This window comes from Bradyrhizobium sp. LMG 9283 (genome assembly GCF_045571415.1).
In the GTDB taxonomy this organism is placed as follows: Bacteria; Pseudomonadota; Alphaproteobacteria; order Rhizobiales; family Xanthobacteraceae; genus Bradyrhizobium.
Map to the genome: position 1 here is coordinate 291933 of NZ_CP120691.1, position 24727 is coordinate 316659.

General features: G+C 64.2%; 24 protein-coding genes, 1 tRNA gene and 1 pseudogene. 16 read left to right on the forward strand and 10 right to left on the reverse strand.

Annotation, left to right across the window (positions count from 1 at the left end; genetic code table 11):
* Positions 1-157: 157 nt before the first annotated feature.
* Entirely contained in the window at positions 158-1213 is a 1056-nt protein-coding gene (locus P6U29_RS01350; RefSeq protein ID WP_407115982.1) for a polysaccharide deacetylase family protein, read from the reverse strand.
* A 253-nt stretch (positions 1214-1466) separates the two neighbouring features.
* Between P6U29_RS01350 and P6U29_RS01355 the strand changes: the two genes are divergently transcribed.
* Both P6U29_RS01355 and P6U29_RS01360 read left to right on the forward strand, forming a co-directional pair.
* Complete coding sequence (locus tag P6U29_RS01355; protein ID WP_407115983.1) at positions 1467-1760, forward strand: hypothetical protein; 294 nt, start codon at positions 1467-1469, stop codon at positions 1758-1760.
* Between the two features lie 166 nt (positions 1761-1926).
* Positions 1927-2142, forward strand: coding sequence for a cysteine rich repeat-containing protein (locus P6U29_RS01360; RefSeq protein WP_407115984.1), 216 nt, complete (start codon positions 1927-1929; stop codon positions 2140-2142).
* Positions 2143-2234: 92 nt separating this feature from the next.
* On the opposite strand, the gene P6U29_RS01365 is transcribed toward P6U29_RS01360, so the two are convergent.
* On the reverse strand, positions 2235-3923 hold the full coding sequence (locus tag P6U29_RS01365; protein WP_407115985.1) for an MFS transporter: 1689 nt from the start codon (positions 3921-3923) through the stop codon (positions 2235-2237).
* 137 nt (positions 3924-4060) lie between these two features.
* On the opposite strand from P6U29_RS01365, the gene P6U29_RS01370 reads away from it, so the two are divergent.
* The 7 genes from P6U29_RS01370 (at position 4061) to P6U29_RS01400 (ending at position 11984) form a co-directional block, all read left to right on the forward strand.
* On the forward strand, positions 4061-5434 hold the full coding sequence (locus P6U29_RS01370) for a hydrolase (protein WP_407115986.1): 1374 nt from the start codon (positions 4061-4063) through the stop codon (positions 5432-5434).
* 34 nt (positions 5435-5468) lie between these two features.
* Positions 5469-6839, forward strand: a complete 1371-nt coding sequence (locus P6U29_RS01375; protein WP_407115987.1) for a cytochrome P450 — start codon at positions 5469-5471, stop codon at positions 6837-6839.
* A 50-nt stretch (positions 6840-6889) separates the two neighbouring features.
* The gene (locus tag P6U29_RS01380; protein ID WP_407115988.1) at positions 6890-8299 is read left to right on the forward strand and encodes an adenylate/guanylate cyclase domain-containing protein; all 1410 of its coding nucleotides are present in this window, start codon (positions 6890-6892) and stop codon (positions 8297-8299) included.
* A 357-nt stretch (positions 8300-8656) separates the two neighbouring features.
* Positions 8657-9145, forward strand: a complete 489-nt coding sequence (locus tag P6U29_RS01385) for a TerB family tellurite resistance protein (RefSeq protein ID WP_407115989.1) — start codon at positions 8657-8659, stop codon at positions 9143-9145.
* Positions 9146-9367: 222 nt separating this feature from the next.
* A complete protein-coding gene (locus P6U29_RS01390; protein WP_407115990.1) occupies positions 9368-10147 on the forward strand; it encodes an SDR family NAD(P)-dependent oxidoreductase in 780 nt (259 codons plus the stop codon).
* A gap of 129 nt (positions 10148-10276) precedes the next feature.
* Positions 10277-11071, forward strand: a complete 795-nt coding sequence (locus P6U29_RS01395) for a glutamine amidotransferase (protein WP_407115991.1) — start codon at positions 10277-10279, stop codon at positions 11069-11071.
* Between the two features lie 100 nt (positions 11072-11171).
* Complete coding sequence (locus tag P6U29_RS01400) at positions 11172-11984, forward strand: enoyl-CoA hydratase (RefSeq protein WP_407115992.1); 813 nt, start codon at positions 11172-11174, stop codon at positions 11982-11984.
* Between the two features lie 111 nt (positions 11985-12095).
* On the opposite strand, the gene P6U29_RS01405 is transcribed toward P6U29_RS01400, so the two are convergent.
* A tRNA-Ala gene (locus P6U29_RS01405) sits at positions 12096-12171 on the reverse strand.
* 207 nt (positions 12172-12378) lie between these two features.
* On the opposite strand from P6U29_RS01405, the gene P6U29_RS01410 reads away from it, so the two are divergent.
* The 3 genes from P6U29_RS01410 to P6U29_RS01420 are packed head-to-tail and all read left to right on the forward strand — an operon-like array spanning position 12379 to position 13924.
* Positions 12379-12669: a YggT family protein gene (locus P6U29_RS01410; RefSeq protein WP_407115993.1), complete on the forward strand. Its 291-nt coding sequence runs from the start codon at positions 12379-12381 to the stop codon at positions 12667-12669.
* Positions 12670-12684: 15 nt separating this feature from the next.
* Complete coding sequence (locus P6U29_RS01415) at positions 12685-13038, forward strand: DUF167 domain-containing protein (protein ID WP_407115994.1); 354 nt, start codon at positions 12685-12687, stop codon at positions 13036-13038.
* 1 nt (position 13039) lies between these two features.
* A complete protein-coding gene (locus tag P6U29_RS01420; protein WP_407115995.1) occupies positions 13040-13924 on the forward strand; it encodes a bifunctional methylenetetrahydrofolate dehydrogenase/methenyltetrahydrofolate cyclohydrolase in 885 nt (294 codons plus the stop codon).
* Positions 13925-14053: 129 nt separating this feature from the next.
* Here P6U29_RS01420 and ppa read toward each other — a convergent pair whose 3' ends face one another.
* Positions 14054-14590, reverse strand: coding sequence for an inorganic diphosphatase (ppa, locus tag P6U29_RS01425; RefSeq protein ID WP_209294905.1), 537 nt, complete (start codon positions 14588-14590; stop codon positions 14054-14056).
* 178 nt (positions 14591-14768) lie between these two features.
* A complete protein-coding gene (locus tag P6U29_RS01430) occupies positions 14769-15278 on the reverse strand; it encodes a GNAT family N-acetyltransferase (RefSeq protein WP_008136728.1) in 510 nt (169 codons plus the stop codon).
* 266 nt (positions 15279-15544) lie between these two features.
* On the opposite strand from P6U29_RS01430, the pseudogene P6U29_RS01435 reads away from it, so the two are divergent.
* From P6U29_RS01435 to P6U29_RS01450, 4 genes and pseudogenes are all read left to right on the forward strand, one after another.
* Positions 15545-16434 (forward strand): annotated as a pseudogene (locus tag P6U29_RS01435) (alpha/beta hydrolase family protein).
* The gene (locus tag P6U29_RS01440) at positions 16431-16898 is read left to right on the forward strand and encodes a DUF2269 family protein (RefSeq protein WP_407115996.1); all 468 of its coding nucleotides are present in this window, start codon (positions 16431-16433) and stop codon (positions 16896-16898) included. The pseudogene P6U29_RS01435 and the gene P6U29_RS01440 overlap by 4 nt, the downstream one beginning before the upstream one ends.
* An 8-nt stretch (positions 16899-16906) precedes the next feature.
* Complete coding sequence (locus P6U29_RS01445) at positions 16907-18226, forward strand: SDR family oxidoreductase (RefSeq protein ID WP_407115997.1); 1320 nt, start codon at positions 16907-16909, stop codon at positions 18224-18226.
* Positions 18226-18633 (forward strand): thiol-disulfide oxidoreductase DCC family protein, encoded by a 408-nt coding sequence (locus tag P6U29_RS01450; protein WP_407115998.1) that lies wholly within the window; start codon positions 18226-18228, stop codon positions 18631-18633. The genes P6U29_RS01445 and P6U29_RS01450 overlap by 1 nt, the downstream gene beginning before the upstream one ends.
* 7 nt (positions 18634-18640) lie before the next feature.
* On the opposite strand, the gene P6U29_RS01455 is transcribed toward P6U29_RS01450, so the two are convergent.
* The 5 genes from P6U29_RS01455 to P6U29_RS01475 all read right to left on the reverse strand — a co-directional run bounded on the left by P6U29_RS01455 (position 18641) and on the right by P6U29_RS01475 (position 24582).
* Positions 18641-19888, reverse strand: a complete 1248-nt coding sequence (locus P6U29_RS01455) for a flavin monoamine oxidase family protein (RefSeq protein ID WP_407115999.1) — start codon at positions 19886-19888, stop codon at positions 18641-18643.
* A 204-nt stretch (positions 19889-20092) separates the two neighbouring features.
* Complete coding sequence (gene typA, locus P6U29_RS01460; RefSeq protein ID WP_407116000.1) at positions 20093-21919, reverse strand: translational GTPase TypA; 1827 nt, start codon at positions 21917-21919, stop codon at positions 20093-20095.
* A 239-nt stretch (positions 21920-22158) separates the two neighbouring features.
* Complete coding sequence (locus P6U29_RS01465; protein WP_407116001.1) at positions 22159-22443, reverse strand: hypothetical protein; 285 nt, start codon at positions 22441-22443, stop codon at positions 22159-22161.
* Entirely contained in the window at positions 22440-23885 is a 1446-nt protein-coding gene (locus tag P6U29_RS01470; protein WP_407116002.1) for a radical SAM protein, read from the reverse strand. Before P6U29_RS01470 ends, P6U29_RS01465 begins: the two co-directional genes overlap by 4 nt.
* Positions 23866-24582: a prolipoprotein diacylglyceryl transferase family protein gene (locus P6U29_RS01475; protein WP_407119577.1), complete on the reverse strand. Its 717-nt coding sequence runs from the start codon at positions 24580-24582 to the stop codon at positions 23866-23868. Before P6U29_RS01475 ends, P6U29_RS01470 begins: the two co-directional genes overlap by 20 nt.
* Between the last annotated feature and the right edge of the window lie 145 nt (positions 24583-24727).

The following is a 24727-nucleotide window of genomic DNA, read 5'->3' on the forward strand; positions in this document are numbered from 1 at the left end:
ACTGCGGTGATCGCTCCCGCTGCGGCCACAATCGCCTCAGCGCCAGTCACAACCAAGTCCGCCACCAGGACCACGGCATCCATTGGTAAGGCCGCTCGCCCAACGCAAATGGCCGGGCGAAGGCCCGGCCACGCGCACATTGAGGTGGCGGTCGCGCCTATTGCGAGACCGTCTGCACCACACTCGATATCGGGCGGGCGTTCGTGCCCGCGGTCGGCACCTTCAGCTCCTTCAGCAGCGCCTCGTCATATTCCGGCAGCGTCTGGAAGCTCGTCTTGGCCTTCATCTGCACGACCTTGTAGCCGCCGGCCTTGAGCCGCGCGAGCAGCGCCGGCATGGCTTCGCCGGTGTGCTTCTGGAAGTCGTGCATCAGGATGATGCCTTTGCCGAGCTTGTCGAGTCTGGTCATCACGGTCTCGACGATCTTGTCGGGCGTGGCGCCCTTCCTGAAGTCGAAGGAGTCGATGTCGGTCGAGAACATCGCGACATTGCGGGTGCCGAAATAGGTCACCATTGCCGGATTGTGCTGCAGCTGCGGGAAGCGGAAGAACGGCGCCGGGTTGGTGCCGAGCGCGAACCGCACAGCGCTAAAACCCTTCTCGACCTCGTCCTTGACCTGTTGCTCGGTCATCTTCTTGCTGTTGAGGTTGACATGCGACCAGGTGTGCGTGCCGACCGTGTGGCCCTGGGCCAGCACCTGGCGCAGGATCTCCGGATGGTAGGTCGCGTGCTTGCCGACCGAGAAGAACAGGCCCTTGGTGCATTCATCCGCGAGCGCCTTCAGCACCGCGGGCGTGTTGACCGGCCACGGACCGTCGTCGAAGGTCAGCACGACCTCCTTGTCGGTGAGGAAGTCGAACTGCTTGAAATGCTCGAAGCCGAAGCCCGGGCCGCCCGTCGTGTCGATCTCGACCACGCGGGACACACCCAACGCGTTCGGATTGGCGCAGACCTGCTTCGGCTGCATCGGCATGGCTGGCGCGGGCGCAGGTGCCGGAGCGGCCGCGGCCGGCTTGGCCGCGATGGTCGCGGTGGTCTCGACGTCGTCCTTGGCGGCGAGCTTCGCCTGTGCCGGCAATGGGTCGGCGGCACGGGCGGCAACTGTCTTGGGAGCGCCCTGATCGGCGCGCGCGGAATAATAAAACCAACCGCCGGCGGCGATCACGACCGCGGCAACTACACTGGCCAGCATCAGGCCCAACGCATTACGCATCGCTACTCTTTCCAATTACGCAACCAAACCGGCGGAATTTCCCGCGCGACAAGCCATTAATGCGAAGTAAGAGTTAACGTGACACCAACGCGACAGCGGTTGTGGAGGAATTTCAGCGAGGTGCGCCAAAGTGACCGGGATCACAGAGGATCGGCCTCCCGTGAGCGTCATCACAGTGGAAACGGATTTCCCGGAGCATCGTAGCTCCCATCGATAACGGGCCCGCTTGATGCGGTGCCAATGGGAGCTTCAAATGACCAAGTCGTTTACCAGCAAGATCCGTGACGCCAGCCTGGCCTTGGGCTTTGCTGCGATCGTCTCGATCGTCTCGACGACCTCGGGCTTCGCCTTCTCGGCCGAGGCGCAGCAGATGTGCACCGGCGATGCCTTCCGCCTCTGCTCGGCGGAGATCCCGAGCATCCCGAAGATCACCGCCTGCATGATCAAGCATCGCTCCGACTTAAGCGCCGGTTGCCGCGCGGTGATGGACAAGGATCTCGCCAAGGGCGCCTCGCGCAAGGTCGCTGACGCCCAGGATAAGCAGTAAGCAACACGGCGGTCGTTGCGCTGGTCAGCTCCCCCGCGATGTGCCCCGGCATGACGCCGGGGCCATGCGGCGGCGCCTTGCAGCCAGTCAACAAAGCCGTTGCAGCCCCGGGATCGTCGCACTAGCTTCGCCCGCACATTCTTTTTGCGCTACGAGGCATTACGCGATGGCCAGATTTGTTTTCTTGATTCCTTTGCTCCTGTACGGATCGAGCGTATCTGCGCAGCAGCAGCCCGGCCACGACGCCTGCGCGCGCGACGTCTCGCGCTTCTGCCGCGCCGTGATGAATAATGGCGATGGCGCCGTGCTCGCCTGCCTGAAGCAGAACCGCACCCGGCTGAGCAAGAGCTGCGACAAGATGCTGACGGATCACGGGCAGTAATGATTGCCGTCGCCCGGATGGAGCGCAGCGAAATCCGGGAACGATTGGCCCCGCATATCGCTTCGCTCATGCGGGCTACGGTCTGAAACAGGCTACGTACTGCTCCCTGCCGCGGTCGCGACCACCGGCAGCACCTCGTCCTTGGCACGATCCGGCGTCTCGTCCTTCCAGCGCACCGAGCCGAACGGACGCTCCAGCATGCGGCGGATCCGCACCGGCTCGGGGCCGATGTGGAAATCGATCGCCTGCTGATGCAGCGCGCGTTCGGACTGGGTCGAGCGGTTGCGCTGGCGCAGGTAATCGAACCAGGTCGGGCAATGATAGCGCTCGGTCCACAACTCGGGATCGGCGATGTCGCGGGCGATCGACCAGCCATAGGCGCCGTTGCGCTGGCGGGAGAGCTGCACGTCCTGCATCACGTTGTGGAACGCGCGCGCGTTCTCTTGGGCGACGCGGTATTCGATCTCGACCACCAGCGGACCGCTACGCCCGGTCAGCGACAGCTTTACCTCGGGGTCGGCTAGCACCTCGGCATCCTCGTTGCGCGCGCCGACGCGCGGCATCGCAAGCCAGATGCCGAGCAGCGGCGAGATCAGCATCAGGCCTGCCGCAGTCAGCAGAGCGATCTCGACGCCGGCGTAGTCGGTGAGATGGCCCCAGCCCCAGGCGCCGATCGCGATGCCACCGGAAATCGAGGCCTGGAACGCCGCCAGCGAGCGGCCCGCGACCCAGCGCGGCGCCGAGAGCTGCACGCCGATGTTGAACAGCGCGATCGCAGCCATCCAGACCGCGCCGGCCAGGACCAGCGCGGTCGCCGTCAGCACCGGCTCCGTGCTCAGGGCGAGGGCGGCCATCGCGAAAGCCATCGAGATGGTGCAGGCGCGGATCGCGGCCTCGCCGCTCATGCGCTTGCGCAATTCGTGGATGTTGAGCGCGCCGATCACCGCGCCCATGCCAAAGGCACCCAGCATGATGCCATAGGTCTGTGCACCGCCATGGAGCAGGTCACGCGCGACCAGCGGCATCAGCGCCATCACGGCGCCGCCGATCAGGCCCATCACCAGCGTGCGCAACAGCACGATCTTGATCGGCGGCGAATTGGTGATGTAGCGCACGCCCGAGACCATGGCGCGGTTGAGCTTCTCCCGCGGCAGGCGCGACGGCTCGGTGGTCCGCCGCCAGAGCAGCAGCACCACCAGCAGCGGCAGATAGAGGATCGCATTGCAGGCGAACGCGGCCACCGCGCCGAGCGCAGCGACGATGACGCCGCCAACCGCAGGACCGAAGCTGCGTGCGATGTTGTAGCTGATGCCGTTCAGCGCCACCGCGGAGGCCAATGCATCGGGCGGCACCTGTTCGCTGACTGAGGACTGCCAGGCCGGGCCGAACAGCGCATTGCCGCTGCCGACGACGAAGCAGAAGGCGAGCAGCAATTCGGGGGTGATCAGGTTGAAGCCGGCCAGCACGGTGAGCGCGCTCGCGCCGATCAGCGCGATCGAGAGCGAAATCACGCTGACGATGCGGCGATCATACATGTCGGCGATGGCGCCGGCCGGCATCGAGATCAGCATGATCGGCAGCATCAAGGCGGTCTGCACCAGCGCCACCTTGTCGGCCGAGGCCGCCATCTGCGTCATCGCCCAGGCTGCGCCCACGCCCTGAATCAGGAGGCCGAGATTGGAGAGCAGGCTGGCGAGCCAGATCCGCCGGAACACGGTGTACCGCAGGGGCGCGGCAATGCCGTCGGCGGCACCTTTCTGGCGGTTCGTCTGCTCGGTCATATCCCCTTCCAAACGGTCTGGCAGAAATGGTCCCGGGCGATTCCGGCAAGCTCAGTGATGCCCGCGAAAGTCCTTCGCTGTCCAGTGTTTAGACCGCTATAAGCGGTGCAAAGAGGCGGCTTGCCGGGGAGGAACAGATGAAGCTGTCACGACGGACGATTTTGCAGGGCGTTGGCAGCTTGCCTTTCGCAATTGCGAGCTTGCGGACGGGTGCGATTGCGCAGAGCGCACCAGCAGCGACGCCGAGCACGGAGGGGCCGCCCGTCCTGTTCGTCCACGGCAATGGCGATTACGACGCGCTCTGGATGACCACCTTGTGGCGGATGGAGTCCAACGGCATCACACGGGATCGCATGATGGCGATCAATTTCACCGACCCCCTGGCGCGCAGCGACGACAAGGTCGAGCAGGCGGGCCGTTCCTCGACCGAGGATCAGCGCCGCGAGCTCGCCGCTGCCATTGCCGAGCTGAAGCGCCGCACCGGTGCGCCTCGCGTGGCGCTGGTCGGCAGCTCACGCGGCGGCTACGCCATTCGCAATGTCATCAAGAATGGCGGCACCGGCGATGTCAGCCACGCCGTGCTGTGCGGCACGCCCAATCACGGGGTGTTCGCCACCGACGACCAGCCGAACAACGAGTTCAACGGCCGCGGCACGTTCCTGCGCAGCCTGAACGAAGGCGAGGGCGAGGTGACGCCGGGTGTTGGCTTCCTCACGCTGCGCAGCGACGGCCTGGACAAATATGCGCAACCTGACGGCCGCTTCATCGGCAAGCCTGGCACACCGACCAATGTCACTGCCGAGGGGCCGGAGCTGAAGGGCGCCACCAATCTTGTGCTCGGCGCGCTCGATCATCGCGAGGTGGCGTTCCACCCGCGCGCGTTTCGGGAGATCTACAAGTTCATCGCGGGGCGTGAGCCCGCGCGCATCGCGATTGTGCCGGAGGCGAGCGTGAAGCTGAGCGGCCTCGTCACGGGCACGCCCGGCGGCGTGTCGACCAATCGCCCGGTGGCGGGTGCAACCGTCGATATCTTCCGTGTCGATCCTGATACCGGCGAGCGTAAGGGCGAGGCGGTGCACAGCTCAAAAACCGGCTCCGACGGCCGCTGGGGGCCGGCGCAGGTCGATCCCGCCTGGTCGCTCGAATTCGTCCTGACCTCGCCTGATGCGCCGACGACGCACATCTATCGTTCGCCCTTCCCGCGTTCGTCCGACGTGGTGCATCTGCGGCCTGCCCGCCCGCTTGGGCCGGCCGACAAGGATGCCGGCGCCGTCGTGATCATGTCGCGGCCGCGCGGCTATTTCGGACTGCCGCGGGACGTGGTGCTGCTCGACGGCAAGGAGCCAGCCGACGTCAAGCCGGGCGTGCCCACGGATGCGACAGCAACGCTGCGGCTTCCGGCCAGCGAGGTCGGGCGTAACACCGTGGCCCAATTCGGCGAAGAGCGGATCGTGGCGCGCGCCTGGCCTGCCGCCGAGAACAGGATTGCGATTGCCGAGCTGACTTACTAGCTATTTGCCTGCGTCACATCTGCGGGAGAGAGCCATGAATATCGCCAGCGTGCGTCGGCCCATCATCCCTCCCGCTCCCCCGCGTGCGCCCGACGACATGTCATTCTTCGGCCGTCTCGCGGTGATCCGGCAGAACATGATCGCGACCTGGGGGCAGCGCGCCTATGAGGAAGACGTCATCCCGGGCCGCTTGTTTTTCCGCAACAGTTTTATCCTGAACCAGCCGGATGCGATCCGGCACGTCCTGCTCAGCAATTACGAGAATTACACGCGCACGCCGGCCGGCATCCGCATGCTGCGTCCCGTGCTCGGCGATGGCCTTCTGATCGCGGAAGGTCATTCCTGGACCTTTCAGCGCCGCACCCTTGCGCCGGCCTTCACCCCGCGCGCCACCGCAAATCTCGTCCCGCACATGACGGCGGTGCTCGACGAGACCATCGCAAAGCTCGACGCGCGCGCGGGTGAAGACGTCGACCTGCGCGAGGTCATGCAGCGCATGACGCTCGAGATCGCCGGGCGCACGATGTTCTCGTTCGGCATGGACCGCCATGGCGCGACCCTGCGCAACTTCATCATGGAATATGCCGCGCGGCTGGGGCGGCCCTATTTCCTCGACATGGTGCTGCCGGTGTCCTGGCCTAGTCCGATGGACTTTGCGCGGGCGCGCTTCCGCAAGCGCTGGACCGAGTTCGTTGCCACGCTGATCGCCGAACGGCGTTCGGCCGGCAAGAAGGATGGCGCGCCGCCGCGCGACCTGTTCGATCTCATGGACGAGGGGCGCGATCCCGAAACGGGCAAGGGCTTCTCGGACGAGCAACTCGTGGACGAGGTCGCGACCATGATCCTCGCCGGTCACGAGACCACGGCGACGGCGTTGTTCTGGGCGCTTTATCTGCTCGCGCTCGATCCGGAGACGCAGGAAGAGGTCGCGTCCGAGACAAGCGGCGAGCATCTCGACAGTATCGCCGATATCGATCGCCAGAAATTCACCCGCGCGGTGATCGACGAGACCATGCGGCTCTATCCGCCGGCCTTCCTGGTCGCGCGCGCCGCGCGCGAGAAGGACAATGCGGCCGGTGTCGAGATCGGCAAGGGCGACATCATCATGATCGCGCCCTGGCTGTTGCACCGGCACGAGAAGCTGTGGGACCAGCCGAACGCGTTCATTCCAAAGCGCTTCATGTCGAAGGAGGTGCCGGACCGTTTTGCGTACCTGCCGTTCGGCGCAGGTCCGCGCGTCTGCATCGGCGCGCCGTTCGCGCAGGCCGAATCCGTGCTGGCGCTGGCCCGGCTGATCGGCGCCTTCCGTATCGAGCTCGCCGACCTGGCGACTCCCGTGATCCCGCTCGGCGTCGTCACGACCCAGCCGGACCACTCACCCATGTTCCGCATCACGCGTCGGTGACAGGCGCGCGTCTGGCCGCTGGCGTGATCCACCCTAGATAGAGTCCCGCCATGAGTGACATCCAGGCCCAGTTTTCCGTTCTGAAGCAGACCGCCGACGCCAAGGTGGTCGATGCGATCGCGCAGCTGATCGCCCACGGCCATGATCGCGACCTTAACCGCATCAATGTGCTGGATTTTGCCGATCGCACCGGGCTCGACCAGGAGAAGGTCATTTCCGGATTCCTGCATGCCTCGCGGCTCGGCCTGTTCGACATGAGCTGGAACGTGCTGTGTCCTGGCTGCGGAGGGGTCTTGGGCGCACACGCAACGCTGAAATCGTTGAAGCACGAAGACTACAACTGCGCGCTCTGTGCAGCCGGATACGAGGCGTCTGTCGATGAGATGGTCGAGGTGGCCTTTACCGTCAGTCCGCGGGTTCGCCGTATTGGTGCTCACGATCCCGACACGCTGCCGATCTGGGAATATGTGCGGCAGATGTTCTGGAGTTCAGGCGTCGACATCAACGATGAAACCTTTTCGCGCCTAATCAACGAGGTGACGCTCGAGGCACTCGAATTGCCTGCCGGCGAGAAGGCAATCCTCTCGCTGAACCTGCCCAGCCAGTTCATTATCGTGTTCGAACCGGTCACTCATTCTGCCCATTTCCTCGACGTCCAGGGTGAGCCGACGAGCGAACGCCAGCAGCTTTCGATCATGTTCAACAAGCTGGAGGCGCCTACGGGGACCACCGTGATGCGCCCCGGGCCGTTGCGCCTTACGCTCGAGAATCAATCGGGCGGTCGCGTATTGCCCTCGGTCTGGATCGCTGCCGACGCGCTGCATGAGATGATCGGCAAGCGCAAGCCAATCCTGACCGCCAAGCGGATGCTGTCCAATCAGACGTTCCGCGATGTCTTCAAGGCCGACAATCTCAACGTCGACCAGCGATTGAAGATTACGTCTCTGACGTTCCTGTTCACTGATCTGAAGGGATCGACGGCCCTGTACGAGCGCGTCGGCGACCTCAGTGCTTTCGATCTTGTGCGCGCGCATTTTCGTGCGCTGCTGGAGATCATTGCTGCCGAGAAGGGTGCAGTTGTGAAGACGATCGGCGATGCCGTCATGGCGACCTTCGTCAGACCTGAGCACGCCATCACCGCGGGACTGCGCATGCGTGCAGCCATGGACGAATTGAACAAGCAGCGCGGCGCCAACGATCTCATTCTCAAGATCGGCATCCATGAAGGTCCGTGCCTTGCGGTGATGCTGAACGAGCGGCAGGATTATTTCGGCCAGACCGTCAACATCGCCGCTCGCGTGCAGAGCCTGTCGACCGCGCAGGAGATCCACATCACCGGCCCGGTGCTGGACGTTCCCGCAGTTGCCGAAATCCTTCAGCAGCGCGAGATCAAGCCGATCCAGAAACAGGCCGCGCTCCGCGGCATCGCCGACAAGATGGTGGTGTACGAGATACCGTGAGGGGCGGGCGATGGCCGCTACGCACTCTGTCATTGCGAGCGCGGCTCTCCCAACGTCGTCATTGCGAGGAGCCCTTGATTGCGAGGAGCCCTTGCGACGAAGCAATCCAGAATCGTTCCGCGGCAAGACTCTGGATTGCTTCGCTGCGCTCGCAATGACATGTTGAGGCAGTTGCGTATTCCAACCATCGTCATCATGCCGGGACAAGCCTGGCCATGACAGCGAGCCGCGCTCCAGATTGCCGAAACGTAATGCAGCGCGCGGAACTGACGCACGTTGCGCCGGTTGAGTTTCCCGCTCATATAATGCTGGTAACGGCCGCACCCCTTGCGGCGTCATTGATCTCGGTAGGACCTCATGCTCGACGGCTTGCGCCAATTCATCGCCGACATTGTCGGTCCCCAAGTTCAGGACCGCGCATTCGGCGACGGCGATTATCGGCTGGCCGCGACCGCGCTGCTGGTCCATGTGGTCTCGCTGGACGGTCAGCCGAGCGCAGCCGAGAAGCGCAAGCTGCACAGCCTGATCGAAAGCCATTTCGGGCTCGATCGCGGCACCGCGGATCGCCTGATCGCCGATGCGACGGAGGTCGAGGGCGAGGCGGTGGACCTCTATCACTTCACCAGCGTCATCATGCGCTCGCTGGACGAAGAGGGCCGCAAGCGCATCGTGCAGATGATGTGGGAGCTGGTCTATGCCGACGGCCAGGTCAGCGAGTTCGAGGACAACGTCGTCTGGCGTGCTTCCGATCTGCTCGGGATTTCCCAGCGCGACCGGATTGAGCTGAAGCACGTAGTCGCAGAGCGTGTCGGTGGCCAAATCAAGGACAGTGCCGTCGGCGGCTGACGGCGCTGGATTCGACAAAACGCGGCGTGCGCGCATACATGACGAAACTTTAATTTATTCGCCGCCTGCGCCGAATTCCCCCGTAAATCAACGGTCTTCCAGCACCGCCTGTCGTTCCGCTCAAGCGGCCATGCTGCCAATGCCGCTTGCCTGTTGCGTTCGGCCTATGCTCTCGTTCCGCCGTTGCGGGGCCAAAATACTTGCTTTCAAGAGACTTCGATCGTGGTTGAGCGGGTGACGCTGATTACTGGTGCCTCGGCGGGCATCGGGCTGGAGCTGGCGCGTGTGTTTGCGTCCAATGGACATCGCCTTGCATTGACCGCGAGACGGGCAGACCGTCTCGAGGAGCTCGCCACTGAGCTGGCTGCCAAGGGCGGCAAGAAGCCGATCGTGATCGCCTGCGATCTCGAGGACGCGGACGCCGGCGAGACGATCGCGGCAGCGCTGGCGGCCGAAGGTGTCGAGCTCGATCATCTCGTCAACAATGCCGGCTTCGGCGTGTTCGGCGATGCGATCGAACGCGATCGCATCGAGCAGCTCGGCATCGTCGACGTCAACGTCCGGGCCCTGACGGATCTGTCGCTGCGCTTTGCCGATCAGCTCATCAAGAACAAGGGCGGTCTTCTCAATGTCGGATCTGTCGCCGGCTTCCTGCCGGGACCCGGCATGGCCGTCTACTACGCGTCCAAGTCCTACGTGATCTCCTTCACCGAAGCGTTGCGGGCGGAGCTCGCGCCGCGCGGCGTCCGCGTCACCGTGCTTTGCCCGGGTCCGGTCCCCACCGAATTCCAGGCCCGCGCCGGCGTCGGATCGCAACATGATACGGCCGTTCTCAAGGTCTCTGCCGCCGAAGTTGCACGGGAGGCGTATCGTGGCCTGATGACCAATAAACGGGCAGTGTTGCCGGGTCTCGGTATCAAGATTGTGCCGTTCGCGCTGCGCTTCTTCCCGCGCGGCTTCATCCTGGCCGCCACCAGCCGGTTCCAGAGGCAGAGGCGCTGAAGAACGCCCCGCGCATCCGTAGTGACCCGGAGCTTGCTTCAAGATCGGGGCGTGTGTGCGCAAACTCACACGATGTTAACCATCGCTTAGCTACGCTGTCGGTCTGAACCGATATCAGTCGCAGAGGCCATGTCGTTCCGGACGGACAGGTTTGGTGGCGCAGAGGTGGTGCCCTTCGCACGGAGCGCGCCGAGCGCCGCCGCCTCTGAGACCCGGCTGCCGGTGCTGATCGTCCTGCATCAGGAATGCTCGACACCGGGCCGCGTCGGCAATGCGCTGCGGGCGCTCGGCCATCGCCTCGACATCCGCCGTCCCCGCTTCGGCGATCCCTTGCCCGACACACTGGATCAGCATGCCGGTGCCGTGATCTTCGGCGGCCCGATGAGTGCCAACGATCCCGACGACTACATCCGCCGCGAGATCGACTGGATCGAAATTCCGCTCCGCGAGCAGCGGCCGTTCCTCGGCATCTGCTTAGGTGCGCAGATGCTGGCGATGCAGCTGGGGGCCCGCGTCGCGCCGCATGCGCAGGCGCTGACCCAGATCGGCTATTACCCGATCAGGCCGACCGCCGCAGGCCATGCGCTCTGCCCGCATTGGCCGGCGCAGGTCTATCACTGGCATCGCGAGGGATTCGAGCTGCCGGTTGGCACCGAGCTGCTTGCAGAAGGCGATGATTTTCCGGTGCAGGCGTTCCGGGCCGGCAATGCTTTCGGCGTGCAGTTTCATCCCGATGTGACCTACGCGATGATGCATCGCTGGACCACGCGCGGCTATGACGGCTTCAGCGCGCCCGGTGCGCGGCAGCGGCACCATCACTTCGCGGATCGTGCCGTCTACGATGTCGCCGAGCGCGCCTGGCTCGATCATTTCATCGACGGCTGGCTGGCGCGCCGGCCGATGCTGGCGCAAGCCGCCGAGTGATCGCGCCTTCGCGCAAGTCCTTGCCGCTTCCTTGGATATGCTAGGTTCGCCGCCAACGAGCGCGCGCGAAATCGCGCGCCGGCAAACCAGGGAGAGCGTCATGGCCTATGAACACATTCTCTATGAGGTGAGCGACAAGATCGCCACCATCACGCTCAACCGCCCCGATCGCATGAACGCGTGGACGCCGATTATGGAGCGCGACGTGCGCCACGCGATGGAAGCCTCAAACGCCGACGACAATGTCCGAATCATTATCCTCACCGGCGCGGGCCGCGCCTTCTGCGCCGGCGCCGACATGGATGCGCTGAAGGGACTCGATCCCGATGACGTCAGGCGTGCTTCGAACCTGCCGCCCTTCGACATGAACCGCCGGCCGGATTGGCAGACGCGCTACGGCTACTATCCCTCGATCAAGAAGCCGGTCATCGCTATGCTCAATGGCGCCACGGCCGGCATCGGACTCGTCCACGCACTCTATTGCGACCTTCGCTTTGCTGCCGACAATACCGTGTTCACGACGGCCTTCGCGCGGCGCGGCCTGATTGCCGAGCACGGCATCAGTTGGATGCTGCCGCGCATCGTAGGTCACGCCAATGCGCTGGATCTGTTGCTCTCGGCGAGGCGCGTGTCGAGCGAGGAGGCGTTGCGGATTGGGCTGGTCAACCGGCTCTGTCCGCCCGAGAAGCTGCGCGAGGAGACTTATGCTTATGCGCGCGACCTCGCCGATTTCGTCTCGCCGAGCGCGATGGCCGTGATCAAGCGCCAGCTCTACGAGGTGCCGTTCCAGACGCTTGCCGAGGCGACGATCGAGGCCAACCGCGAGATGATGGTGGCGCTGAACGGGAGTGATTTCAGGGAGGGGGTAGCGAGCTTCATGGAGAAGCGGCCGCCAAGGTTTACGGGGAGGTAGGGGGAGTGTTCCTCAACCAGTCCGTCTTCGCCCTGCGGGCTTCGCCGGACACCACGCTTCGCCCTTCGAGCTCCGCGCGGCTGTGCCACGCGTAGCCCGAAGGGCGAAGCGTGGTGGAGCCAGGCGGGATCGAACCGCCGACCTCGTCATTGCGAACGACGCGCTCTCCCAGCTGAGCTATGGCCCCTTTGCTGGCCGCTCTGGTGAACGCGGCCGACAACCGGGCGCCATTTAAGTCCCTGCCAAGGTCAAGTCAAGGACGCGCGTAACCCGGTTTTAGCCATTTCGGCGCCTGAACTTCCCTTGTTTGGGCGGGGGGGAACCGATATCTAGCAACAGGCGTCAATCCTACCGCAGCCACAGTTTTCCCAAAAAGCCAGAGTTTCCAAAAGCCATGCGTGCCGTTCTCGACATCGTCATCATCGTGCTCGACCTCTACGTTTGGCTGCTGATCGCCTCCGCGATCCTGTCCTGGCTGATCGCCTTCAACGTGGTGAATACCCGCAACCAGTTCGTGGCGGCGGTGGCGGAGTTCCTGTACCGGATCACCGAGCCTCTGCTGGCGCCGATTCGCAATTTCCTGCCGAGCCTCGGCGGCCTCGACATCTCGCCGATCATCCTGATCCTGATCATCATGTTCATCGAGCGGGTGATCCTGTACTACATCTACCCGAACGTGATCTGAGCAGGCTGGAGCGCCTTGGTTGCGAACGAAGCTTCGAGAGAACCCTGGCGTTATTCGCCCGCAGGTATCAGCGTCGCGCTGCGGGTGACGCCGCGCGGCGGCCGCGACGACATCGACGGGATCGAACAACTCTCGGATGGCCGCAGCGTGCTCAAGGTGCGGGTGCGCGCGATCGCCGATGGCGGCGAGGCCAACAAAGCCGTTTTGGTGCTGCTGGCGAAGTCGCTTGGCGTATCCAAGGCCAGCGTCAAGCTTTTGTCCGGGGCGACCTCGCGGCTGAAGCAGATCGCGGTCGACGGCGATCCGACACGGCTCGGCGAAGCCTTGCGCCGGTTTGTCGCCGCCAAATCGAGAGACCAGGGGAACTGACATGACCGCCAAGATCATCGATGGAAAAGTCATTGCCGCGGAACTCCGCGCCCGCGTTGCCGACGAGGTTGCCCGCGTCAAACGCGAGCACAATCTGGTGCCCGGCCTTGCGGTGGTGCTGGTCGGTAACGACCCCGCCAGCGAGGTCTATGTCCGCTCCAAGCGCACTCAGACCCAAGCGGCCGGCATGGCCTCGTTCGAGCACAAGCTGCCGGCCGACGTCTCGCAGGCAGATCTGCTGGCGCTCGTCGCAAAGCTGAACCGCGATCCCGCCGTGCACGGCATTCTGGTGCAACTGCCGCTGCCGAAGGGGCTGAACACCGAGGCCGTCATCAACGCCATCGATCCCGCCAAGGACGTCGACGGCCTGCATCCGAACAATGCCGGCCGGCTCGCCGGCGGTTTGGATGCGCTGTCGCCCTGCACGCCGCTCGGCTGCATCATCCTGACCAAGAGCGTGCACGCCTCGCTCGAAGGCATGAACGCCATCGTCCTCGGCCGCTCCAACCTGGTTGGCCGCCCGCTGGTGCAATTGCTGCTGAACGAGAACGCCACGGTGACGATTGCGCATTCGCGCTCGCGCGATCTGCCGGGCCTCGTGAAGCGCGCCGACCTCGTCTATGCTGCGGTCGGCAAGGCGGAAATGGTGCGCGGTGACTGGCTGAAGCCAGGTGCGACCGTGATCGATATCGGCATCACCCGCATTCCGAAGGAGGACGGCAAGACGCGCCTCGTCGGCGACGTCGCCTATCAGGAAGCGCTCGGCGTTGCCGGCGCCATCACGCCGGTGCCGGGCGGCGTCGGCCAGATGACGGTGGCGTGTCTCTTGGTGAATACGCTGCGCGCGGCCTGCGCGATCGCCGGGCTGCCAAAGCCGGCGGTGTAGTTGAGCTCTCGTGCCCCGGACGCAGCGCAGCGTGAAGCGATGCGCTGCTGAGCCGGGGCCCAGTGGTGGCATGGGTCCCGGCTCAGCGTCGCGTCATTTCATGCCGCGCCGTGTCCGGGACACGGACGATCAGCCCTTCTTCTTCTTCTCGCGCTCGATGCCCTCGAGGATCAGCTTGTGCGCTTCCTCCGGGCCGCCCCAGCGCAAGATTTTCACCCACTTGCCCTTCTCGAGATCCTTGTAGTGCTCGAAGAAGTGCTGGATCTGCTGCAGCGTGATGTCCGGCAAGTCGGAATAGCTCTTCACCTTGTCATAGCGCTGCGTGAGCTTGGACGACGGCACCGCCAAAATCTTCTCGTCGCCGCCGGCTTCGTCTTCCATGAACAGCACGCCGACCGGGCGCACGCTCATGACGGCGCCGGGGATGATGCCGCGGGTGTTGATGATCAGGACGTCGCAGGGATCGCCGTCATCGGACAGCGTATGCGGGATGAAGCCGTAGTTACCGGGGTAACGCATCGGCGTGTAGAGGAAGCGGTCGACGACAAGCGTGCCGGCCTCCTTGTCCATCTCGTACTTGATCGGTTCGCCGCCCACAGGGACTTCGATGATGACATTGACGTCGTGTGGTACGTTTTTCCCGATCGAGACCGCATCGATACGCATTCAAGGCTCCGTTGTTGCCGAGGTGAAATCGCGCCCGGCAGCGATTTTGGCGCTGTCATACGCGGGCTTGGCCCGCTGATCCATCGCGTTTTTGTGAAATAATGAATCCGGCGATCACCGGCTCTGAAGGCAACGGTATCGACGGACGGGAAGCGCTGCCGGGGAGGGTTTCAGCAGCTCAATTGGTCCAAGCGAAGGCAACCTTATCGAGCGATTTCGGCCCGAACCGCTCCGACGAGCGCGCCACCATGCGTCCTCCCAACGCCCGGTAGAACTCGGTCGCCGGGTCGTTGTCCGAGAGCGCCCACACCACCATGCTCTTCAGCCCGCTCTGCATGAGGTCGCGGCGGGCGGCAGCGAACAGGCGGCGGCCGAAGCCGAGGCCCTGAAACTCGGGGCGCAGGTAAAGCTCGTAGATCTCGCCGTCGAAATGCAGGCTGCGGGCACGGTTGCGGCCATAATTGGCATAGCCCGCGATCTTGTCACCGAACACGAGCACGCTGACTCGGCTGCCCTTGCGGATCGCGCTGTCCCACCACTGCGGACCGCGGCGATTGATCAGCTTCTCCAGTTCGGCGCCGGGAATGATGCCCTGATAGGCCGAACGCCAGGCTTCGTCATGGGTCGATGCCACCGCAGTTGCATCTGCAGCTTTGGCCGGCCGGACCTCGATCAGGGTTGTGCTCATGGACGCGATCAAACCAAGTCGCCGCGCCGGCGGCAAGACCTATCGTTAATTATCGGTTAACCTGTGGACTTTCTGCATCAGTATTTCGACCATGTTGTGCCGAAAGAGGACAAGCCGACATTTCAGACGCAATCGCAGGGCCAAGCGTCGGTGCAAAACTACGTTACGGCAACCAGGGAAGGGCAGTGGCGACGCAGAAAGTCCGCCGATAATGATTCGTTCCTACTAATCTGGCTGTCGCTGTTCGCGTTCGCCCTCGGCAATTCATGCGGCTCCTCAACACTATCGCGCTCCTGCCTCTGCTGGCTTTGCTGACTGCGCCACCTCTGTGCGCTCAGGTCACGCTCGGCCCATCGGGAGAGGAGGGCGAACCGTTTCGTCGGCAAGAGTGGCTTGTGCCCTCGCCGGATACCGACCTTGCTGCGCATGCCCTGCTGTTTCGCCCCGCTGGCCCAGGTCCGTTCCGGCTCGCGGTGATCGCGCACGCCTCGACGCAGAACGTGTTGCGTCGTGCGCAAATGCCGCAGCCGGAATACCGCCCACTCGCCGCCTACCTCGTCTTGCCGTGCTGGTGCCGGAGCGGCCCGGCCATGGTGCGACCGGCGGCCGCTATATCGAGGATCAGGGCGGCTGCGACGAGGCCGACTACGCACGCTCGGGCCGCGCAACGGCCGACGCAATTTCGCGCGCACTGGACTATCTGCAAAAGCAGGATTTCATCGGCAAGGAGGCCGCCATCGTGATTGGCCATTCCGCCGGCGGATGGGGTGCACTGGCGCTGGCCAATGCCGATCCGAAGGTGATCTCCGCGATCATCGCCTTTGCGCCGGGGCGCGGTGGCCATGCCAATGATGAGCCGAACCGAATCTGCGCGCCGCATACGCTGCTTGCCGCGGTCGCGGAGTTCGGCAAGGCGGCGCGCATTCCCGTCACATGGCTCGTCGCGAGCAATGACAGCTATTTCGCCCCGGCATTTTCGCAAAAGCTCGTCGATGCGTTTCGCGGCAATGGCGGCAAGGTCGAGTTTCGCTCGCTGCCGGCTGTCGGCAGCGAGGGTCACTGGATGATCGAAACCGAAGCCGGCGTCAAAGCCGCAAGCGGCGAGCTCGCGCGCGCACTGAACCCGCCCAAGCCTGTGGCGACCAAGAAACCATGACGCTGTATTTCCTGGTCAAATTTTTCCATGTGCTCGGCGCCATCGTCATTCTCGGTACAGGAACCGGCATCGCCTTCTTCATGCTGATGGCGCATCGCACGCAGGATGCAGAGTTCATCGCACGCACCGGGTCAGTCGTGGTGATTGCGGATGCGATCTTCACACTGTCGGCGGTGATCCTGCAGCCGGTCAGCGGCGGGCTGCTGATGATGCTGTCTGCCACATCGATTACGGAGCGCTGGCTGTTGGCTTCGCTGGCGCTCTACGCCATCGCCGGCTTGTTCTGGATTCCCGTTGTCTTCATGCAGATCGAGATGCGCGATCTCGCGCGCAAGGCGGCCGCTCAGCGCAGTGCGCTCCCGCAGCGCTATTTCGTCCTGTTCCGCCGCTGGTTTGCATTCGGCTTCCCCGGTTTCGGGGCGACCATGCTGATCCTCTGGCTAATGATCGCAAAACCGTTCTGAGAGAAGCGATGAGTGAGCGAACCATCTTGGTGCTCGGCGCCTCCGGCCTGATCGGCCGGTTCGTCACCGACGATCTGCGCGCGCGGGGCTATCGCGTCGTCGGCGTGGCCCGCAGCCTGTCGCCGGCGCAGAGGATGAGCGCGCTGGATATCGAATTGCCGATCCTCATTCTCGATGCGGCTGCGTTGACGTGTCTCCTCAACGAGCATGCGGTGAGCATCGTCGTGAACTGCCTCGGCGTGCTCCAGGATGGCCCCGGCAGCAGCACCGGCGCAGTGCATCGCGATTTCGTCGCGCGGTTGCTTCAAGCGATGGGCGATAGCGACCGCGCGATCCGCCTGGTGCATATCTCGATCCCCGGAGTTGCAGAATCCGATCGCACCGCCTTTGCCACGACCAAGCGCGAGGCCGAGCGCCTGATCGGGACTAGCGGCATCCCCCATGCCATCCTGCGGCCCGGCTTTGTGATCGCGCCGTCAGCCTATGGTGGCAGCGCCATGCTCCGCGCGCTTGCGGCCTTCCCCGTCGATTTGCCGGCCAAGGAAATGGCAACGCCATTTCAACCCGTCGCGATTGAGGATGTTTCGGCAACCATCGCCTGGCTTGCGGCACGCGACATCGACGATGCCTCCGTGAAGGCGGTGAGCTGGGACCTGATGCAGGCGGAACCGGTCACCATGGCCGGTGTCATCAAGCAGTTTCGTTTCGCGTTTGGCACCGAAGGTTGGCCACGCATCGCGGTGCCGACCTTCATGCTCGACCTCAGCGCACGTCTCGGCGATCTCGCCAATTATCTCGGCTGGATGCCGCCGATGCGCTCGACGGCCATCGCCGAGCTCCGCCGTGGCGTGATCGGCGATCCGTCGGCGTGGATCGCCGCGACGGGCATCGCTCCGAAGACACTGGCCGATGCGGTTGGCCGTCATCCCGCCACCATCCAGGACAAATGGTTCGCGCGCCTGTTTCTGACCAAGGCGCTGATCCTCGCGAGCCTTGTCGCATTCTGGATCGTCTCGGGCTTCATCGCGCTGTTCGTGTCCTACCGTGCCGCCGCCGGCATTTTGAGCGCGCACGACTTCCCGCCCGCGCTGGTCGATCCCATCACCATCGGGACCAGCCTGATGGACATGAGCATCGGGGTGCTGATCGCCTTCCGCCGGACCGCGGCGATCGGCCTGACCGCAGGTATTTTCGCCTCGCTCGGCTATATGGTCGGCGCGGCGATTCTGACGCCCGACCTCTGGATCGAACCGCTCGGTGCGCTGGTGAAAACGGGTCCGGCGATCGTGCTGATGCTGGTCGCGCTCCTGATGCTGGATAATCGCTGATGTCAAAATGGCCCGACGATGACGTGATCCTGTTCGACGGCGTCTGCATCTTCTGCTCGCGCTGGGTCCGATTCGTCGCCAAGCGCGACACGGCGGGGCGATTTCGTTTCACGCCGATCCAGTCGGATTATGGAGCGCGATTGGCGCGAACGTTCGGCATCGATCCGGCTGATCCCGATACGAACGCGGTCATCCACGGCGGCGAGGCCTTCATGAAGTCGGATGCGGCGCTGACCGTGCTGTCGCAGCTTCCCGGCTGGAGCTGGGTGCGCGCACTATTCGCGGTGCCGAAGCCATTGCGGGACGCCGTCTATAACCTCGTCGCGCGCAACCGCTATCGCATCTTCGGCAAGTACGATGCCTGTTTTGTCCCCGACGCTGATCTGCGGGCACGAGTGATCGAGTAGCTCGCGGTTACCGCTTTCCTTGAACAGCCAGAACTTCCCTCGCCGCCCGCTCCCCGCTGTCGCGCGCGCCATGCGCGGTCGAGAAGAAGTTCGGGGAGGTGGCCTCGCCCGCGAAGAACAGCCGGCCATCGACCGGCGCGGCCAGCAGGGCGCGATCACCGGCATGTCCAGGCAACGCGTGCGAATAGGAGCCGCGTGCGAAGGGATCGTGCGCCCAGCGGGATTCGCGCAGCGGCCTCAGCTTGCGTCTGATGTCGTTGCCAAGAAAGCTTGCGATCTCGTCGATGCTGTGGGCGGCGAAGGCGCCGTCACCGGCATCCTCCAATTGACGCGCAAAGCTGCCGCCGAAGAAGCCGTCGATGCAGGGCTGGCCGAACGGGCGGATGTGGTAGGTGCCCATGGCGGTGCGCATGGTGGCGCCGCGCAGGTTTCCCTCTTTCGGAAAGGCTTCGGCATCCGCCAGCGCCAGTGTCACCTTGTCGTCGACCCCGAGCGGCAGGCCGCGCGCGGCATCGAGCTTGGCGGGCAGCGCCGGAGAGAAGCGGATCGCTTCATCGGCAATCAGATTGGTGGGAACGGTGACGATCACCTTGTCCGCTGTCAGCGTGCCCTGTGAGGTCTGGAGCCGGATGCGCTGACCGGAGTGATCGACCAGCGTGACATTGCAGCTCAGCACGACGGGACAGGGCGCGCCATAGGCCGCGATCAACGTCCCATATCCCGCCCGCACCCGCCAGTTGAAATAGGTGTCCTCGTAGGCCTCCATGTCGAGGATCGAGACCTGGTCGAGCTCGCACCCGTTCACATAGGTCGAGACTGCGTCGATCATCGGATTCCAGCGATTGTCAGGTTCGAGATAGCGGGAGGCCGGCGCGTCCTCGCCGCTTTCTGCAGCTTCCCAAGCGCGTTCATAGAACTCGTCGATCGCAGCCGCGAAGGCCATGCGCTCGGCTTCCGGAAAAGCGTCGCCGTAGGCGCGGTCACCCCAGGGCGGCAAATCCGTGTTGATCTCGAAGCCGAGCTGGCGGGCAATCGGGACGAAGGAATTCTTATCCGCCGAATGCAGCCAGCCGCAGCCGACATCGAACGTCACGTCAGGCGAGGCCTGCACGGTCCAGGCGCGGCCGCCGAGCCGGTCGCGCGCCTCCAGCACGATCACGGAGAGGCCGGAGCCAGCGAGCGCATGGGCTGCGCCAAGGCCGGCGGCACCGGCGCCGATGATCGCAATGTCGACGGAGGAAGGGAGGGAGGTCATGGCCGGGCTCTAGCACGTTCGCTTGGAGTGCTGAAGCCGGGTAGAGGCAGCTCTCGTGTCCCGGACGCGCTGCAGCGCGCTTGCGCTGCTGCGCAGAGCCGGGACCCAGGACGGCACGGCACAGGCGGAGAGATGGGCCCCCGGCTCTGCAGCGCACCGCGAAGTGCGCGTTGCGCTGCGTCCGGGGCACAGAAGCGGCTTTGCTTACGCCACCGCTTCCTTGGCCTTTTCCGCGCGCTTGCGCTCGTTCGGATCGAGGTGCTTCTTGCGCAGGCGGATCGACTTCGGGGTGACCTCGACGAGCTCGTCGTCCTCGATATAGGCCAGCGCCTTTTCCAAGGTCATGCGGATCGGCGGGGTCAGGCGCACGGCTTCGTCCTTCGAGGTCGTGCGGATGTTGGTGAGCTGCTTGCCCTTGAGCACGTTGATCTCGAGATCGTTGTCACGGGTGTGCTCGCCGACGATCATGCCGCGATAGACCTTCCAGCCCGGCTCGATCATCATCGGGCCGCGGTCTTCCAGCTTGAACATGGCGTAAGCCACCGCCTCGCCCTGGTCGTTGGAGATCAAGACGCCGTTGCGGCGGCCCTGGATCTCGCCCTTGTACGGCGCATATCCGTGGAACAGGCGGTTCATGATCGCGGTGCCGCGGGTGTCGGTGAGCAGTTCGCCCTGATAGCCGATCAGGCCGCGGGTCGGCGCGTAGAACACCAGGCGCTGGCGATTGCCGCCCGAGGGCTTCATCTCGATCAGCTCGGACTTGCGCTCGCTCATCTTCTGCACGACGACGCCGGAATGCTCCTCGTCGACGTCGATCACGACTTCCTCGATCGGCTCCATGGTGGCGCCGGTCGCTTCGTCCTTCTGGTAGACGACGCGCGGACGCGACACCGAGAGCTCGAAGCCTTCGCGGCGCATGGTCTCGATCAGGATCGCGAGCTGCAATTCGCCGCGGCCGGACACTTCCATCGCGTCCTTGTCGGCGGATTCGACGACGCGCAGCGCGACATTGCCTTCGGCCTCGCGCAACAGACGGTCGCGGATCATGCGGCTCGTCACCTTGTCGCCTTCGGTGCCGGCGAGCGGGGAGTTGTTGACGATGAACGACATCGACACGGTCGGCGGGTCGATCGGCTGCGCCGGCAGCGGCACCTCGACGGTCGGGTCGCAGAAGGTGTCTGCGACGGTGCCCTTGGTGAGGCCCGCGATGGCGACGATGTCGCCGGCTTCGGCTTCATCGAGCGGCGTGCGCTCGAGGCCGCGGAAGGCCAGGATCTTGGTGATGCGCCCGGACTCGACCAGCTTGCCGTCCGCGTTCAGCACTTTGACCTGCTGGTTCGGCTTCAGCGTGCCGGAGGAGATGCGGCCGGTGATGATGCGGCCGAGATAGGGGTTGGCCTCGAGGATCGTGCCGATCATGCGGAACGGACCTTCCTCGACCTTCGGCGGGGCGACGTGGCGCAGGATCAGGTCGAACAGCGGCTCCATGCCCTTGTCCTGCGGACCTTCAGGGCTATCCGCCATCCAGCCTTGCTTGGCCGATCCGTAGAGGATCGGGAAGTCGAGCTGCTCCTCGCTGGCATCGAGCGCCGCGAACAGATCGAACACCTCGTTGATGACTTCGGTCGGGCGCGCGTCGGGGCGGTCAACCTTGTTGATGACGACGATCGGCTTGAGGCCGACCTTCAGCGCCTTGGAGACCACGAATTTGGTCTGCGGCAGCGGGCCCTCGGCGGCGTCGACCAGCACCAGGGCGCCGTCCACCATGTTGAGGATGCGCTCGACCTCGCCGCCGAAATCGGCGTGGCCGGGGGTGTCGACGATGTTGACCCGGGTGTCCTTCCACTGCACCGAAGCTGCCTTGGCCAGGATGGTGATGCCGCGCTCGCGCTCCAGGTCGCTGGAGTCCATGGCGCGCTCGGTCACCTTCTGGTTCTCACGGAACGTGCCGGATTGCTGCAGGAGGCGGTCGACCAGGGTCGTCTTGCCGTGGTCGACGTGGGCGATGATGGCGACGTTACGAAGGTTCATGAGTGAGCTTCTTTGCGGTCGAACAATGGGTTAAGCGCGATCTCGCCGGTCGGACCGGGACCTCTTCTCGAAACAACGCTGGAAGACTGGAAACAGGGCGCTCTGCGCCCAAAAAGGAAGCCCGGCCATATCAGACCGGGCGCCCTGCGCGTTGCGGCGCAATATATGCAAAAACGGCCAAAAAACAATGTGTTCTTTGGCCGTTGGTTGACTGAATTTTGTCCGGGAATCTCCGGAGCTTAAGGCTGGGTTCCGGGATCGGCGGGGGCCTTTCGCCCCTTGATGGCCGCCCAGATCAGGACGACCCCGCCGATACCGACGACCAGTCCCAGGAAGACCAGCGGCGCGATATCGGAGTCGATCTTGCCGCCCTCGGATATGGAGATTCCGCCGAACAGGAGCGCGCAGAGGCCGGGCAGCAACATGATGATCCCGAACATCACCATCAGCGCGGTGAGGCAGCCGCTGCGTGTCTGGCGGGGCGTTGGCACCGGTGGCAGGACCGGCGGTGGCGTATCGCTCATCGTGGCGCTTCCTCGCTTTGCCTTGCCTCGCGATAGGTCTGTTCTTCGAGCTCGGCGCGAATCCGGCCGATCGCGCCGTTGCGGTAGAACAGATTGTAGGTGTCGAACGGAATGATCGCGCCCTGCTCGGTCACGAAATGGATGCAGCTGCGCTTGACGTTGCCGACGCAGAAATTGAAGCGATCGAGAAACTGCACGATGGTGACGCGGAAGACGTTCTCATAGGTGAGTCCTTCCGGCACCTCGAAGCTCGGCAGGCAGCACAAGAGTTCGCAGACGCGCTCGCTCGTGTTGAGGGGCCCCGACGACAACGAGAACAGGTCGATGAACTTTTCCCGCAGCATCGGATATTTCTCCGGGCTGATGGTGTTGGGCATCACCGCCACCAGCTGCTCCTGCGGAATCAGCGACGTCAGCGGCAGCACCTTCGCGCCGTTGCGCAGGCCATAGCCAATCGAGATGCTTTCGGGGTTGCAGGGCAGCGGGATCATGTCCTTGTAGCCGAACACGCCGGTTTCGATCACGCGCTTGCGGATTTCCGACAGCATCATGCGGTCGGTCGTCTTGTCGAAATTCTCGTTGCGGCCGGCGTCCTGCACCGGCTGGAGCGTGACGCCGCGCACGCACTTCCAGGCCAGCGCGTGGCGCACGATGTCGGCGATCTCGGCGTCGTTGACCCCGCGCTTGATGGTCGCGACCAACGTGGTCGACACGCCAAAATGCTCGAGATTTTCCAGCGCCTGCTGGCGGACTTTTCGCAAATCCGCGCCGCGCAGATTGATCAGCGCATCGCGCTGCAGCGAATCGAACTGGAGATAGACCTCCAGCCCGCGCTTGTTCTCCGCGAGCCGCGCCACAAAATCCTTTTCGCGGGCGATGCGCAGGCCGTTGGTGTTGATCATGACGTGGCGGATCGGCCGGGCGCGCACGGCCTCCAGGATCTCGAAGAAGTCCGGGTGCAGCGTCGGCTCGCCGCCGGAGATTTGCACGAGATCGGGCTCACCCTCGCTCGCGACCAGCGCGTCGAGCATCTTCTCCACCGTCGCGAGCGGGGTGAACTTCGTTCGTGTCGGCGAGGACTCGGCGAAGCAGACTGGGCAGGTGAGATTGCAATGCTCGGTGATCTCGATCAACGCCAGGCAGGAATGCTGCTCGTGGTCGGGACAGAGGCCGCAATCATAGGGGCAGCCGAATTCGGTGCGCTGCTGGAACTGCAGCGGGCGGTCGCCCGGCTTGATGAAATCCTTGCACAGGCGCCAATAGGGCGCGTCCGTCGACACCAGCGTCGACTGCACGCCATGCTCCCTGCAGCGCTTTTCATACCAGACCTCGTTGACCTGGATCTGGATCTTGGTCGGCACCAGCTTCAGGCAGGTCTCGCAGAGAGACTGGGTCTGGCCCCAGAAGATGTAGGGACGCGACTTACGCAGCGGCGCGTTCATGCACGGATCTCGCTTTGGGTGCTGTTGCCAGCATGAATGCGGCGTAGAGCAGGATGGACAGTGACAGCAGGTGAAACAGGGTGAAAGGGCCGATCAACGTGCCGTACGGCTTGAGGAATTCCCACAGGAAGCGTTGCGCTCCGTAATAGGCGAGGGCCAGGTAGAAACCATTGGTGATCGCAAGCGCGTTTCGGTTCAAGACCGCCAGCACATAGATGAGCGCGAATACGGCCATGGCTGCGCTCTCGTAGAGCTGCACGGGATGGCGAAGAACTCCGTCGCCGAAATCATGGCCGAAGGGCAGCGCCGTCGGCGTGCCATAGGTGAAGTCGTCAAGGCCTGCGAAGTAGCATCCGAGCCGGCCGATCGCGATGCCGACCGCCAGCGGCAGCGCAAACCGCGCGCCGGTTCGCACCGTGATCCCCGCCGACCATTTGTAGAGCTCGATCGCCACGATGCCGCCAGCCAGCGCGCCCTCCACCGAGCGCGCGATGCCGCTCTGCCCCGACAGCCATAGATTGGCGGAGCCGAACAGGTAGGCGCCGATGCCTGCGCCGAACACCAGCGCGGCGATATAGGGCAGCTCGAAGGATTGCGCCGGAAACCGCAAGCCCTGTCGCGACAGCCAAGACAGCGCCGCTGCCGCCGCCAGCCACGCTGCGATGTCGAAGAGAGTGTGAAGCAAAGCCCCGCCCATGCGTGGGGAGTATAGCACGATCACGCTCAAAGAGCGCGCCGCGCATGACTGTGCCCTCCCCTTGTGGAAGAGGGCAGCTCCGCTCGCAGACACAGGCTCGCTTGGGTGAGGGGTATCTTTCGGCACGCGAATCTTGACAGTTAAG